Raw genomic sequence first — 14,229 nt, forward strand, 5'->3', positions numbered from 1 at the left:
GGTATCATTAATATTTTTTCTACTTAATTATATTTTTATAACAAATAACTAAATAAGCTACTGTTTTCAGTAGCTTATTCAGCGAATTCTTCATGTCCATGTTCGTGCTCATGCGGGTCTTCATTAGGGTCAAAATCTTCTAACCCTTCTATTTTAACGTTGTTTTTCTTAGAATAATCAAGTAAAGCTGCTTTAATCGCTTGTTCAGCTAATACAGAACAATGCATTTTAACAGGTGGTAGTCCATCTAATGCTTCTGTAACTGCTTTGTTTGTAACCTTCATAGCTTCTTCAATTGTTTTACCTTTAATCATTTCTGTAGCCATACTTGAAGAAGCAATAGCTGAGCCGCAACCGAAGGTCTTAAACTTCACATCTACTATTACATTGTCCTCTATCTTTAAATACATTTTCATAATATCTCCACATTGTGGGTTTCCAACTTCTCCAATTCCATCAGCATCTTTTATCTCTCCAACATTTCTTGGATTTCTAAAATGGTCCATTACTTTTTCTGAATACATTATTTCTCCTCCTTTACATTCTCATATAATGGTGACATTTGTCTTAATCTATCAACTATTCCAATTAATTTTTCAACGACATAATCTACTTCTTCTTCAGTGTTAAAATCACCTAAAGATAATCTTAAAGAACCATGGGCTATCTCGTGTGGTAACCCTATAGCTAATAATACATGTGATGGATCTAATGAACCTGAAGTACAAGCTGAACCACTAGATGCTTGTATTCCTTCCATATCTAAACTTAATAGCAACGATTCTCCTTCTATAAACTCGAATGCAAAATTTACATTACCTGGTAACCTTTTTTCAGGATGTCCATTTAATCTAACATAGTTTATTTTTTCTGTAACTTCATTTATAAGCTTATCTCTTAGTCTTATTAACTTTTTATTGTGTTCTTCTAGATTCTCATACGCTAATTCTATTGCTTTTCCAAATCCAACTATTCCAGGTACATTTTCAGTACCTGCTCTTCTATTTCTTTCTTGCGCTCCACCATGAACATATCTATGAGTTTTTACTCCTCTTCTTATATATAATGCACCCACACCTTTGGGGCCATATATTTTATGAGCAGACATAGAAAGTAAATCTATATTAAGCTCATCAACATCTATCTCTACATTACCTATAGCTTGAACAGCATCAGTATGGAAATAAACTCCGTGTTCTTTAGCTATTTTCCCTATTTCTTTAATTGGTTGAATAGTACCTATTTCATTATTTGCAAACATAATTGTAATAAGAATTGTTTTATCAGTTATAGCTTCCTTTAATTCTTCTAAATTAATCATCCCATATTCGTCAACATCTAAATAAGTTACCTCGAAACCGTTTTTCTCTAGGTACTCACAAGTATGCAATACTGCATGATGTTCTATTTTACTAGTAATTATATGATTTCCTTTATTTTTATTAGCATATGCTACACCTTTAATAGCCCAATTATCTGCTTCAGAACCTCCGCTTGTAAAGTATATTTCATTTTCATTAGCTCCTATACAATTAGCAACTTTTTGTCTAGCTTCACTTATAGCTTTTCTTGATTTTAAACCTAGATTATATATACTTGATGGATTTCCGTATTTCTCTGTAAAGTAAGGTAACATTGCATCTAATACTTCTTTTTTAACTGGAGTTGTAGCTGCATTATCCATGTAAATAATATTATTCAAAGAAATCGCCTCCTAAAAGCAAAACAATTAATTATATCTATTAACTATTAATTCTATATATTTCTATGGTCATCAATCATATCTTGTAAAGTTATCGAATCTATTACTTCATTAATACTATCGCGTATACGTTTCCAAACTGTTTTTGTTACACATACATCTTCTTTATCACAACTAACTGTTTCGTCATCTATAACACACTCAGATGGAGCAATACTTCCTTCTAGTGGTCTTATTACTTCTCCAACTGTTATTTCTTCAGGTGCTCTGGCTAACATATAACCACCTTGTGCTCCTCTTACGCTTTTTACTAAACCTTTTCTTCTTAAAGTAGCTATCAATTGCTCTAAATAATGCTCAGAAATATTTTGACTTTCTGCTATATTGTTTAAAGGGATTGGACCTTCTCCATAATGTAAAGCCAGTTCAAACATTGCCTTTAATCCGTATCGTCCCTTCGTTGATAAGCGCATTAAATCACCTCTCATATAATCCCTACTATTTCACTTGGAATTCATATTTAAGTATAATATACCCGAGTAATCTTGTCAACATTCAAATTAAATTAAAATTTCATCTAATTTAAAATTCCATAAATATGTAATAACACCATTATGTTTTATTACAATACTGTAATATTCTGTCGTATAATTTAATTGTGTATATTTTTTGTTAAAGGAGTGATTTTTCTGAATAAGAAAAAAATAATCGGATTATTGGTAACATTTTTCGTCTTATTATCATCATTTAATATTGTTTTAGCTGATATAGTTATAGACAATAATAATTATTATAATTCATATGGATACAATATAAACAGTTATAATAAAACAAAACCTTATACCTCACCCACTACAAAATCTTATAACACAACGCAAAACAACCTAGCTCAATCAAATGAAAGCACAAATAAATCTTATAATAACACTACATCAACAACTTCTGTTTCTACGTCTGATTCTTATAGTAATGTAAAAATATATGACCCTTATAATTATAACTATGGTTACAACTACCATATTCTTCCAAAGTCAACTAAAGCTGTTACTATAAACAAAACCAATAATACAACTAACGAAAAAAGTTTAAATACAGAAAATTATACTGAAAATAATATATCTGAAAATGAAAAGAAATTATATGAAATGATAAACGAGGAAAGAATTAAAGCTGGTTTAAAGCCTTTAAAAATAGAAGAAAAACTTTTTAAAATAGCTGAAATTAAATCTCAAGATATGTACCACAATAGCTATTTTTCTCATACCTCACCTACTTTCGGAAACACATCTAGCCTTATCAGAAAAGAAGGAATTAGATATTATTCATTTGGAGAAAATATCGGCAGAACATATAGCGTTTATCGAGCTCACAGTGGTTTTATGAATTCTGATGGACATAGAAAAAATATATTAAACCCAAAGTTTACTCATGTAGGTATAGGAATTGTAGGAAACTATTACACTGAAGTATTCATTCAAAAAAGATAAAAAAGAGATAAAAAAAGAGAGGTGGTTTTAATCACCTCTTTTTTAACTCTAATCTACATCTGGATAAATATCTTCGAATTGAGGTGGGAAGAAATCAGGGAATGGTTCATACTCAAAGAATCTCTCACATATATCTCCATCTGGACTAAACTCTTCACATTCAGGTGGTTCTGGACAGAATCCGTATGCTGGTATTAATAATTGTACTCTTCCTACAACTTTGACTATAATAAATACACCAACTGCAAAATTAATTGTTCCATCACTTTCAATTACACCATCCAATACTTTTGAACTAGTTTCTACTACGATTCTAAAATCAAATTCATCTCTAACATCATCTGGTATAAACAATACTATGTCTTTAAGTATATCAGGTAAGAACCCCTCAATTACACTTCCTTCCTTAGTAGTTATTTCGTAAGGTATTCTAAGTGTAAATCTTACTCTTTTAAAGTTAGGTCTATTAGTTAATTCAGTCACGACTAAAGTATTTGGTACAATAAATCCTGGCTTAAACTTAATACTCTCAAACTTTTTACCTTCAAGGTCAACTTCAACATCTGGAAAACATTCTCTTTGTTGACAATGAGCATATACTTTATCAGTTATAATACATACATTTTCAGTTATATAATTTAAATCTTGCTCCATTATTGGGTCGCCAGGGCTAGGATCAAAACTATTATTCATATATTTTCCTCCTTTTTCATTTAATCTTTAATAAAATTATCTTTACTTTCATATTATGAAGTATAGAATGTTTGGTGCATAGTTTTTTAAATTTATTTTTGTGAGGTGTACATTATGGCTCTATATTTTCGCCAGAATTACCTTTTAAGGACATCAAATAACGAATTCTATAACTTTTATTTTTCTAACAATAGATCTGTCGTTTATAACCATTATGATAATAAGGGTACTTTGATTGAAACGACTACATTAATTGAAAACAATATAATGGATTTTTCAATAGATATAGATAAAAACGACAGATTTCATTTATTATGCATTACTAAAAAAGGTGACTTACAATATTATATTTATGTTAATGGAAAATGGTTAAAAAATACTTTAACAAAACTAAATGTTAAATCAAACCACTATAAATATTTGACAGTTAAATTTGTAAAAAACTCTATCCACATCTTTTACTCTTATTCAAATCTAATAAACTCACAAATATGGACTATTGTACATATCGTCGGTTATAAAGATAAATGGGAAAAGAAAAATATTATTAGTATAACACCAGGTAAATTTATGAGTCCTTTTTTCATAGATTATGATAAATTTGATAACATACATCTCATATATAGCAATATGTATAAAGGTATTCAGCACATATACTATACTTCCTTCAGTAGCTTTTTAAAGAGATGGATGCCTGCTCCAAAAAAAATATCTGACTTATCAGCTGATAACATTCATCCCTATATGTTTATAGATAGACGTAACACTGTACATGTTGTTTGGAGTATTTTAGACCATGAAAAGATTAAACTACAATATAAACAATTACCATCAAGTAAAAACTATAAGAATAACTGGAAGAACATAAAATTACCTTCTATTTCATCAAAATGTACATTTCCTTTAGTTTTTGAATCAAATAATAATTTAAAGATTCAATATAAAGCTAATAACCAACTAAACAGTTTAATATCAGATAATTATGGTGCTACTTGGCACATTGATGAGTCAATTAACAATATATCAATAGATGATATAACCTTTATAGAATACGGAAGTAACTATAATGTAGAGAAATTAAATTCTAAAATTAATCATATATATGGAGATTTTAAAGAAAATATTATATTATATGGAACTAATTTATTAATGAAATCTGTTAAATCATCTAATCATAGTCTCAATAATCTTTCATCAATGAATAATAAAACTAGACTAGATTCTACTAATAGAACAGATATTTTACCCAACAAACATACAATATCACATACTAACACTATTAAAATTAATTTAGATAATTCTAATAGACAACCATCAAGTTCAAATGATTTTAAAGAGCAGGGGATTAAATCCTTTGTTTCTAAAAATAATTTAAACATTGACTCTATGCTTTCTAAAGCAAAAAGAGAATCTGAAACGAAAAACAATATTGAAGAAAATATTTATAAAAATGTAAAGGAACTAGATGAAAAAATAGTTTTGAAGAAAAATGATTTTAACAAAATAATAAAGCAACTTGAAAATTTAGAACTTTTAATAGAAAAATACAAAGAAGAAAGTAAAGAATTTACAGAAACTCTAGAAGCCATCAAAGAAAAAAACAACCTTAATGATTCACAGATTAGCGAAATACAATCACAAATATCCGAAATTAAAGATATAATTTCTAATTCTAACAAATCTAACATATTAGAAAGGATTTTAAATATATTTAAATAGCACTATTTACCTTTTTATATGTTGTTTTACCATCTTTCTTTTCTACGAAGTAAATAGCATCAACGCGATTTATGAAATTTTTATCTACATTTTTTGCATATTTTAAATCACTTAAATCTCTAAATTTTAAAGCATAATCACAACCAGGTTTTAAACGACATGGAGTTGATATAAGCTTAAATCTCTTATAGCCTTTCCTTTCTAGTAAATAATATAATTGAACTGCATAATTTTTAGATTTAAAAGAAGCTATATAATATTTGGAGTTGCTAAAATAATTATTATTCAATGAAATCCCCCCTCACAAAGCTTATAATCATTATATTAACTTGTTACTTAAAATGTTACATATAGTTTTAAAAAAGCTATCTCACAACGATTTTCAAAATCATTGTTGGATAGCTCTTTTTTATTATAACTATAACAACTATCCCTTTTAAATCATACTATAAAATAACATTAAATACTATATATTACCTATTACAGGGAGGAAAATCACATTGGATTACTATGAAGAAATTATAAAAATTAATAAAAATTCAAACTTTGAATCCTATATAAAAAACAATGTAATTGTTCATAAATATAAACCAACTCAAAACCCTATAAACAAGTCTACTCTAATTAATCCAAAGGCCTTAAACACTAAAAGAAAACCATTTATTATCACTGGAGTGTCTATTATCACATGTACTAAAAGAGCAGAAAATATTAACAACATCTTCAATAACTTTAAATCTCAGGTTTACACACCAAAAGAGTTAATAATTATTTTAAATAATAATAGAATGGATATAAAAGTTTACATTGATAAAGCTAAAGAATTTAATAATGTAAAGGTATATAAACTTGAAGAGAAAATAACCTTAGGTGAATGTTTAAATTTTGCAGTTGAAAAAGCAAAATACAATGTAATTGCTAAATTTGATGATGACGATTATTATGCACCTAAGTATCTATCTGACTCACTTAAAGCATTTAATTATACTGATGCTGATGTAATTGGAAAGTCAACATCCTATGTCTACTTTAAAAAAGATAAAACGCTTGCTATAAGAAATCCGAAAAAAGAAAATAGATATGTTTTTAGAGTCGAAGGTCCTACTCTAATAATAAAAAAAGAAGTGTTTGATAAAGTAAAATTTGCAGATAAAAACTTAGGCGAAGACGTACAATTCTGTAAAGATTGCTATAAAAATGGAATAAAAATATACTCCCATAATAGATTCAATCATGTGTATATTAGACATGGAAACCAAGGTAATCACACCTGGGGAATTTCTGATAATTATTACAAAAAGCTATGCAGAATTATAGGAAAAGTTAATGACTATAAAACTAAATGTCAATTAAGTTAAGTTTATATTCACTAAATAATTATATTTTCATATATACTTAACAGGTAATATTATCCAATATTGAGGTGTTTATTATGAGAGAAAAAGATGTGAAAATCAATATAACAAAAGCTAAGTCAGTAAAGAAGATCCCTATAAACTCAAAATCTCTTTATAAACCTAAAGTAAATAATATTCCTAAAAGACCAGTTAACAAGTGTATTGATGCATTAATAAAAAAGAATATGGAGCGTAATTATAAAAGATGGAAAAAAAATGATACTCATTTCATAAATACATCTGACATAAATATAGAATCTGAAAATAATATGAATATAAAAGTTGCTTGCATAATGGATGAATTTTATTATCACTGGTTCAAATATGATTGTAACCTTATTCCTTTACCAATTAATAATTGGCAAGAAGTTATATCAAAAGAAAAACCTGATATCTTATTAGTGCAATCAGCTTGGCGTGGTAATAATGGTCAGTGGGCTAATAAAGTAGTATTTGTGAATAATACTAATAATAAACATTTAAACTCATTGATAAAATACTGTAATAGCTATAACATACCTACTGTATTCTGGAATACAGAAGACCCTCTATTTTTTAAAGAATTTATTGAAGCAGCTAAATTATTTGATTTTATATTTGCAACAGATTTAAATAGTATACCTAGATATAAAGAAATTGTTAAACATGAAAATATATATCTTCTTCCTTTTGCTATACAGCCTAGAATCCACAATCCTATTAATAAGGATAAAAATAAAATAGGTAATGTAGTTTTTGCAGGCACATGGTATAATAATCAGCCCTCTAGAATTAAAGATATGGAAATTATCCTTAAACCAGCAATTAAATATGGCCTCGATATATATGATAGAGGCTACAATATTGATGACAGTTTTTTTGAATATCCTGACATTTATAAACCATGTATAAAACCTGCTCTGCCTTATCTTGAAATGATAGAAAAGTATAAAAAATATAATTTAGCCCTTAATGTAAACTTTATATCAGATAGTCCAACTATGTTTTCACAAAGAATCTTTGAATTATTAGGTTGTGGTATAAACATAGTAAGTAGCTACAATTCAGGAATAGAAAAATTCTTCCCTAATGTTGTTAAGCTAAGTACATCTGAACAGGAAACTAAATATCATTTAAATACACTATTAAACAATAAGGATTTAAGAGATAAACTGGCACTACAGGGGTTAAGAGAAGTGTATAGTAAACATACAGTAAGGCATAGACTAGAAACTATATGTAATAAATTAGGAATAAAATATGTTCAAAAAAATAAACCTGGTGTTTCAATAATCACATCTACTATGCGTGACCATTTCATGGATAATGTATTTGAAAATTATGCAATGCAAACCTATGATAAAAAAGAACTAATAGTGATTTTAAATAAAAACTCGATGGATATAAACAAATGGAAAGAAAAAGCTAAAAATTACCCTAATGTTAAAATATATCAGGTCGATGAATCTAAGACAATTGGGTACTGTTTGAATTATGGTATAGATAGGTCACAATATAAATATATAGCAAAATTTGATGATGACAATTATTATGGACCAAACTATTTAAGCGATATAGTAATGGCTTTTGACTACTCTGGAGCTGACTTAGTAGGTAAGCAAAGATTTTATGTATATTTTGAAGGTAGTAAAAAACTAGCTTTAATACGCAATAAGGAGAATAGCTTTGTAAAATATGTTGCTGGTTCAACTTTTGTTTTCAAAAGAGAAGTTTATGAAAAAATTAGATTTGCAACAAATATATATGATGGTTCAGAAGATAATAAATTTATAGATGATTGTAATAAGTATGGCTTTAAAATTTATTCCTGTGATAGATTTAATCATGTCGTTGGAAGAAGAGAAAATTTAGAAGACCACACGTGGAAAATTAAAGAAAGAGATTTCCTTAGCTGGTGTAAAGTAATAGCTGTGACCGATGACTATAAAAAATATGTAACAGTTTAAAAAAATGGGCAGCAAATAGCTGCCCATTTTATCTTTCAATCACTCTTGCTGGTATACCCATAACCAATTTACCCTTTGGTACATCCTTTGTAACAACTGCCCCTGCTCCAACTATTGAATTTTCACCAATTCTTATCTCAGGAAGTAAAGTAGCATTTGCTCCTATTCTACTTCCTTTTTCAATATAAGGGCCAGCTCCCTTTCCTACTTGTTTTCCACTTAATCTCATCTTATTATCACTTACAGTTATAACTCCTACACTTACAAAAACCTCGTCTTCTATTACCATATGGGAAGTCAAATGGGTTTCATCCATTACCTTTGTTTTATTGCCAACTACAGTACTGTGATTAACAGTAACATGTCTAGCTATTAATGAATAATTACCTATTTTACAATTCTCTCTTATTGAGCAGCAATCACCTAATAGGACATTATTTCCTAACTCAATACCTGCATATAAAACTACGTTAGCACCAATCACGCAATTTTTTCCAATAATAAGTTTATCATAATTTTTATCTATTCTATGAACTAAATTGCCAGCAGATTTTGGTGGTCTTCCTATCACAGCATTCTCAAATATTTCAGTATTGTCTCCGATAACTGTATTATCATATATGGTTACATTATTATGAATAACCACATTCTCCCCTATTTCACAATAATCCCCTATTTCACAATAATCACCTATTTTTACGCTCTCTTTTATTTTGCAATTTTCTCCAATGCTGTATGTTGAATTTTTCACTTTAACTCTCCTTTCATATATTTTCTTTATTAATTCTTTGATATATCTCTTTTAAAGTATATGTTTCAATATTATTCTTTTTTATAAACTCGAATAACTCTAATACAAAAGTTCTTATACCACAACCATTGTAGGACAATTCTTCTAACTGTTTTTCAGTTAAGTTGTTCCACTCACTTCTTGTTAAGTTGTCCTTTATTGACCGCATATAACTAAAATCAGGAGTATTCAAAGCTATGTGCATAGGATGTAAGTTTATTACTTTAATTCCTGGTTGAGCAAAATGTTTTTCTTTTACTTCTTTAAAGTTTAAGTTCATATTGTGATATAGATATGCTCCATCTTCAAAAAAAACAGGAAATCTTATTAAACCAGACCTGTGAACAAATGGTGGTACATTTTCTAATAGAGTACATAAATTAGAATCATATTTGAATCCTAATTTAAAAAACTTATCAGTTATATCATTTACATCATAATATCTATGACATCTAAATACTTCAGCCTTTGGTAGTAGCTTTAAACAATACTCTATTACTTCATCATGGGTACTACCGTGACTACTACCTTTTGCAAAATTTGGATGTATTCCTGCTTCAATTTTATTTTCCTTCAAAAGTTGTGATATAAATTTACTTTTGTGTGTTATAAAAAAAGTCATTGGAATATCAAATTCATTTAAAGTATTATAACAGTATTTCAAAGCATCTTCAGAAGCCCAATCTACATCTAATGTTAATACATAGACACCCCTGTCTCTATATACGTTCAAAGCTATTTCTCTAATTCTACTTTTTTTCACCATATAAACTCCACCTTTTATGTCAGTTAAAAGATACCTAGTACATAATATGGAATTTTAATTTTCCAGTTACTTTTGTTTATCAACATAGTGATGTCAATTTGTATAATTTATCATATTTATATATAGTAAAAAGTTTATGTATAACTGAAAGGGATGAAAAAATTATGTTAGATTATCTTAGTTATTTAAAAGGCAAAAGAGTTCTTATTACTGGTGGAGCTGGTACAATTGGTAATGTACTAGTAAAAAAACTCCTGCAACTTAAGGCGTATGTAATTGTAATTGATAATTTGAGTTCAGGTTTTCTTTGGAATTTACCCACAGAAAATAAAAATTTACTTTTCATAGAAGGTGACATAACAAATGATATCGACCTTAAGCGTATCTTTTATGAAAAACCAGATATAATATTTCACCTAGCAGCTTTTTTTGCAAATCCAAACTCAATTAACTATCCTGAAAAAGACTTAGATACAAATGGATTAGGCACTCTTAAGTTACTTGAGTATTCTTCAGTATATAATAACCTAGAAAGGTTTGTATACTCTTCTTCTAGTTCTATCTATCCTAGTAATGGAAAGATGCCGTATAACGAAGGCCAAAAAAACTATCATTTCAGAACACCTTATCAAATTACAAAATTGTTAGGTGAATTATACTGTAATTTTTATTATCACCATAATGAATTGCCCATAACTATAGCGAGATTTTTCAATTCCTATGGTCCTGGAGAAATACCAGGTAGAAATAGAAATGTAATTGCTAACTTCTTTTACTGGGCACTACAAGGTAAAAGTTTACCTATTACAGGTACTGGAGAAGAAACAAGAGATTTCACCTATGTAGAGGACATTGTAGATGGTTTACTACGAATGGCATATTATAAACAAGCAATTGGTGAAGTTTTTAATTTAGGTACCGGAAGGGAAGTAAAAATAATGCATCTTGCTGAAACAATAAATAAGATTACTGGCAACAATTCAGGAGTTAAAATCTTACCAAGACGACCATGGGATAATAAATTACGTGTATTATCTTCTTCAACAAAAGCTAAAGAATTGCTGTATTTTAACCCTACCACAACCTTGGAACAAGGTCTTAATAAAACTGTTATTTGGTTTAAACAAAACTGGGATAAAATCATTAGATCAACAGATTTACCAAATAAATAAAACCTTTTTATTCCCTATAGAAAAACTCTATAGGGTTTTTTCACACATTTTTATTAGTTTCATATTATTAAGTGAAAGACAAAGCTATTTTAAAAGAAAGGAGATATATTATGAAAAAAATATGCGTTATAGGTTTAGGTTACATCGGTTTACCAACTTCAGTTTTATTAGCCTTTAGTGGTTGGAAAGTAACTGGCGTTGATATTAATGAAAAAATAGTAAGTTATATAAATAAAGGTAAAGCTCATATTAATGAAGCTAACATTAATTGGCTTTTACAAGAAGTGATTGTTAATGAGCGATTAATTGCTAAAACTACACCAAGAGAAGCCGACGTATTTATTATTGCTGTCCCTACCCCTATAAACAATGAATTTAGATGTAACTTAAGCTATGTTGTTGAAGCGACTAAATCAATATTACCCTATTTACAAAAGGGTAATACAATAATTATTGAGTCTACAATCCCACCAGGAACTACAGAAGATATTGTAAAACCAATAATTGAAAATGAAAGTTTTGAAATAGGAAAAGACATATTTTTAGCCTATTGTCCTGAAAGAGTACTCCCTGGACACATTATTGAAGAACTTATTTATAATAATAGAATTGTTGGAGGTTGTACCGAAAAATGTGGATTAAAAGCAAAAGAAGTTTATAATACCTTTGTAAAAGGTGATATTTTTATAACAGATGCTAAAACTGCTGAAATGACAAAGCTTGTAGAAAATACCTACCGAGATGTTAATATAGCCTTTTCCAATGAAATTACTAAAGTATGTAATACTCTTAATATTAACGTTTATGACGTAATTAATTTTGCAAATATGCACCCGAGGGTATCTATACTAAATCCAGGTCCCGGTGTTGGTGGACACTGCTTAGCAGTGGACCCATATTTTATTATAGAAAAAGCTCCAAATGAGTCACAAATCATTTCATTAAGTAGAGAAATAAATAATAGTATGCCAGACTATGTGGTTAAACAGGTTGATAATTTATTAAAGAATAACTCTAATCCTAAAGTCGCTGTTTTTGGTATCACATACAAAGGAAATGTAAATGACTTAAGAGAAAGTCCTGCTATAAAAATAAGTAATATTTTAAGAAAAAAAGGCTATGAAGTAAATGCATACGACCCTTTAATTAAAGAAAATGAATATAATGTAGTTTCACTTAACACTGCTATTAAAGATGCAGATATCCTTTTAATATTAGCTGACCATGATGAATTTAAATTCTTAAATTATGAAAAAATAGCTAAATATATGAATAGTCCTATCATTTTTGATACAAAACACATAATTGATGAAGAAACTTTAAGTAACGAAATACAACTTATTAATTTTGGTAATTTATATTTTAAAAACTAATTTATTTTCTAGAAAGGGAATTGATTAATAATCAATTCCCTGCTTTTATTCGTAACGCTGTTTAGTCTTGTCAATATTAACTTACTTTACATATATTAAACTAGGAACTGAGATAAAGGAGAGTGTTTCCTTATTGAATAATTTAAAAATTGTTTCCATTTTAGATAAATTTAGTCATGAATGCTTTAAATATGAATGTAATTTAATACATTTAAAATGCTATGACTGGGAAGATACAATAAATAAAACTAATTCAGATATCTTATTTGTAGAATCTGCATGGGAAGGAATTTACGGCAATTGGCGTGGAAAAGTTTTTGATCTTCATAAAAACAAAGATTCAACTCTTAAACAAATAGTTTCATTTTGTAAAAAAAGAAATATCCCCACAGTATTCTGGAACAAAGAAGACCCAGAGAATTTTTATAGGTTTATTGAAGCAGCCAAATTATTTGATTATGTTTTTACTACAGATGTCAATTGCATCCCTTTATATAAAGAAATCTTAAGTCACAATAGGATTTATGTTTTACCTTTTGCTTGTCAGCCTCGTATACACAATCCTATTGGAAGGAATAATGAAATACTAGGGAGCGTTGCATTTGCTGGTTCATGGTATAATAGAGGACATGGTAATCGAAATGAAAACATGGAGATTATATTAAAACCTGCTTTTAAATACGACTTGCACATATACGATAGATTTCATAATAGTAATAATAACTTCTTTAGATTTCCAGATGAATATCAACCATATATTAAGGGTAGAAAATCATACAATGAAATCATAGAACTCTATAAAAAATATCCTATATTTTTAAATGTGAATTCAGTTGACAATAGTCCAACTATGTTTTCTAGAAGAATTTTTGAGTTGCTAGCATGTGGAACTTGTGTAATTAGTAGTTATTCCATAGGTATAGAGAATACTTTTAAAGATATTGTCTTGTTATCTAATTCTTTCGAAGAAACAGATAGATATTTATATAAATTATTAAATGATGAACGATTTAGGGAAAAGTTGTCAATTAAAGGTCAGAATGAAGTGTTTTCTAAACACACTTACAAACATAGATTAAAATTTATTATTGAAAAGTTAAAAAATATATAATATTGAGGTGAATATCATTGCGTAATAATGATGTTATTATAAAAATAAATAAAGAATGTAAAGTAAGAAGTAA

The 14,229-nt window shown here is 28.1% G+C and carries 14 protein-coding genes; 7 read left to right on the top strand and 7 right to left on the bottom strand.

Annotation, left to right across the window (positions count from 1 at the left end):
- Positions 1 to 74 precede the first annotated feature (74 nt).
- The 3 genes from nifU to L21TH_RS09995 form a co-directional block, all read right to left on the bottom strand.
- Positions 75 to 524 (bottom strand): Fe-S cluster assembly scaffold protein NifU, encoded by a 450-nt coding sequence (gene nifU / locus L21TH_RS09985; protein WP_006315256.1) that lies wholly within the window; start codon positions 522 to 524, stop codon positions 75 to 77.
- A complete protein-coding gene (gene nifS, locus L21TH_RS09990; RefSeq protein ID WP_034429883.1) occupies positions 524 to 1,684 on the bottom strand; it encodes a cysteine desulfurase NifS in 1,161 nt (386 codons plus the stop codon). The genes nifU and nifS overlap by 1 nt, the downstream gene beginning before the upstream one ends.
- A gap of 71 nt (positions 1,685 to 1,755) precedes the next feature.
- Positions 1,756 to 2,175 (bottom strand): RrF2 family transcriptional regulator, encoded by a 420-nt coding sequence (locus L21TH_RS09995; protein ID WP_034429884.1) that lies wholly within the window; start codon positions 2,173 to 2,175, stop codon positions 1,756 to 1,758.
- A gap of 207 nt (positions 2,176 to 2,382) precedes the next feature.
- Here L21TH_RS09995 and L21TH_RS10000 point away from each other — a divergent pair, with 207 nt between their 5' ends.
- A complete protein-coding gene (locus L21TH_RS10000) occupies positions 2,383 to 3,189 on the top strand; it encodes a CAP domain-containing protein (RefSeq protein WP_155848355.1) in 807 nt (268 codons plus the stop codon).
- Between the two features lie 48 nt (positions 3,190 to 3,237).
- Here the strand turns inward: L21TH_RS10000 and L21TH_RS10005 are convergent, their stop codons facing one another.
- Positions 3,238 to 3,882 (bottom strand): hypothetical protein, encoded by a 645-nt coding sequence (locus L21TH_RS10005; protein ID WP_006315275.1) that lies wholly within the window; start codon positions 3,880 to 3,882, stop codon positions 3,238 to 3,240.
- A 231-nt stretch (positions 3,883 to 4,113) separates the two neighbouring features.
- Here L21TH_RS10005 and L21TH_RS10010 point away from each other — a divergent pair, with 231 nt between their 5' ends.
- Positions 4,114 to 5,601: a coiled-coil domain-containing protein gene (locus L21TH_RS10010; protein WP_155848356.1), complete on the top strand. Its 1,488-nt coding sequence runs from the start codon at positions 4,114 to 4,116 to the stop codon at positions 5,599 to 5,601.
- Here the strand turns inward: L21TH_RS10010 and L21TH_RS10015 are convergent.
- The gene (locus L21TH_RS10015; protein WP_006315280.1) at positions 5,594 to 5,890 is read right to left on the bottom strand and encodes a putative Se/S carrier protein; all 297 of its coding nucleotides are present in this window, start codon (positions 5,888 to 5,890) and stop codon (positions 5,594 to 5,596) included. The two genes, L21TH_RS10010 and L21TH_RS10015, sit on opposite strands and share 8 nt — an antisense overlap.
- 211 nt (positions 5,891 to 6,101) lie before the next feature.
- Here L21TH_RS10015 and L21TH_RS10020 point away from each other — a divergent pair, with 211 nt between their 5' ends.
- Together L21TH_RS10020 and L21TH_RS10025 are read left to right on the top strand one after the other, a co-directional pair.
- A complete protein-coding gene (locus tag L21TH_RS10020; protein ID WP_006315281.1) occupies positions 6,102 to 6,959 on the top strand; it encodes a glycosyltransferase family 2 protein in 858 nt (285 codons plus the stop codon).
- A 74-nt stretch (positions 6,960 to 7,033) separates the two neighbouring features.
- Entirely contained in the window at positions 7,034 to 8,944 is a 1,911-nt protein-coding gene (locus L21TH_RS10025; RefSeq protein WP_006315282.1) for a glycosyltransferase family protein, read from the top strand.
- A gap of 28 nt (positions 8,945 to 8,972) precedes the next feature.
- On the opposite strand, the gene L21TH_RS10030 is transcribed toward L21TH_RS10025, so the two are convergent.
- The gene (locus L21TH_RS10030) at positions 8,973 to 9,695 is read right to left on the bottom strand and encodes an acyltransferase (RefSeq protein ID WP_006315283.1); all 723 of its coding nucleotides are present in this window, start codon (positions 9,693 to 9,695) and stop codon (positions 8,973 to 8,975) included.
- Positions 9,696 to 9,708: 13 nt separating this feature from the next.
- On the bottom strand, positions 9,709 to 10,500 hold the full coding sequence (locus L21TH_RS10035; RefSeq protein ID WP_006315284.1) for a polysaccharide deacetylase WbmS family protein: 792 nt from the start codon (positions 10,498 to 10,500) through the stop codon (positions 9,709 to 9,711).
- A 98-nt stretch (positions 10,501 to 10,598) separates the two neighbouring features.
- Between L21TH_RS10035 and L21TH_RS10040 the strand changes: the two genes are divergently transcribed.
- The 3 genes from L21TH_RS10040 (at position 10,599) to L21TH_RS10050 (ending at position 14,156) form a co-directional block, all read left to right on the top strand.
- Positions 10,599 to 11,672: an NAD-dependent epimerase/dehydratase family protein gene (locus tag L21TH_RS10040; RefSeq protein ID WP_205617984.1), complete on the top strand. Its 1,074-nt coding sequence runs from the start codon at positions 10,599 to 10,601 to the stop codon at positions 11,670 to 11,672.
- Positions 11,673 to 11,782: 110 nt separating this feature from the next.
- Positions 11,783 to 13,045, top strand: coding sequence for a nucleotide sugar dehydrogenase (locus tag L21TH_RS10045; protein ID WP_006315287.1), 1,263 nt, complete (start codon positions 11,783 to 11,785; stop codon positions 13,043 to 13,045).
- Positions 13,046 to 13,178: 133 nt separating this feature from the next.
- Positions 13,179 to 14,156 (top strand): CgeB family protein, encoded by a 978-nt coding sequence (locus L21TH_RS10050; protein ID WP_006315288.1) that lies wholly within the window; start codon positions 13,179 to 13,181, stop codon positions 14,154 to 14,156.
- Positions 14,157 to 14,229 lie beyond the last annotated feature (73 nt).

The sequence above is a fragment of the Caldisalinibacter kiritimatiensis genome, from assembly GCF_000387765.1.
Classification (GTDB): domain Bacteria; phylum Bacillota; class Clostridia; order Tissierellales; family Caldisalinibacteraceae; genus Caldisalinibacter; species Caldisalinibacter kiritimatiensis.

Coding starts and splice junctions, on each gene's coding strand:
- L21TH_RS10035 (WP_006315284.1), bottom strand. CDS start 10,500: ATGGTGAAAAAAAGTAGAATTAGAGAAATAGCTTTGAACGTATATAGA.
- nifU (WP_006315256.1), bottom strand. CDS start 524: ATGTATTCAGAAAAAGTAATGGACCATTTTAGAAATCCAAGAAATGTT.
- L21TH_RS10045 (WP_006315287.1), top strand. CDS start 11,783: ATGAAAAAAATATGCGTTATAGGTTTAGGTTACATCGGTTTACCAACT.
- nifS (WP_034429883.1), bottom strand. CDS start 1,684: ATGGATAATGCAGCTACAACTCCAGTTAAAAAAGAAGTATTAGATGCA.
- L21TH_RS10025 (WP_006315282.1), top strand. CDS start 7,034: ATGAGAGAAAAAGATGTGAAAATCAATATAACAAAAGCTAAGTCAGTA.
- L21TH_RS10005 (WP_006315275.1), bottom strand. CDS start 3,882: ATGAATAATAGTTTTGATCCTAGCCCTGGCGACCCAATAATGGAGCAA.
- L21TH_RS09995 (WP_034429884.1), bottom strand. CDS start 2,175: ATGCGCTTATCAACGAAGGGACGATACGGATTAAAGGCAATGTTTGAA.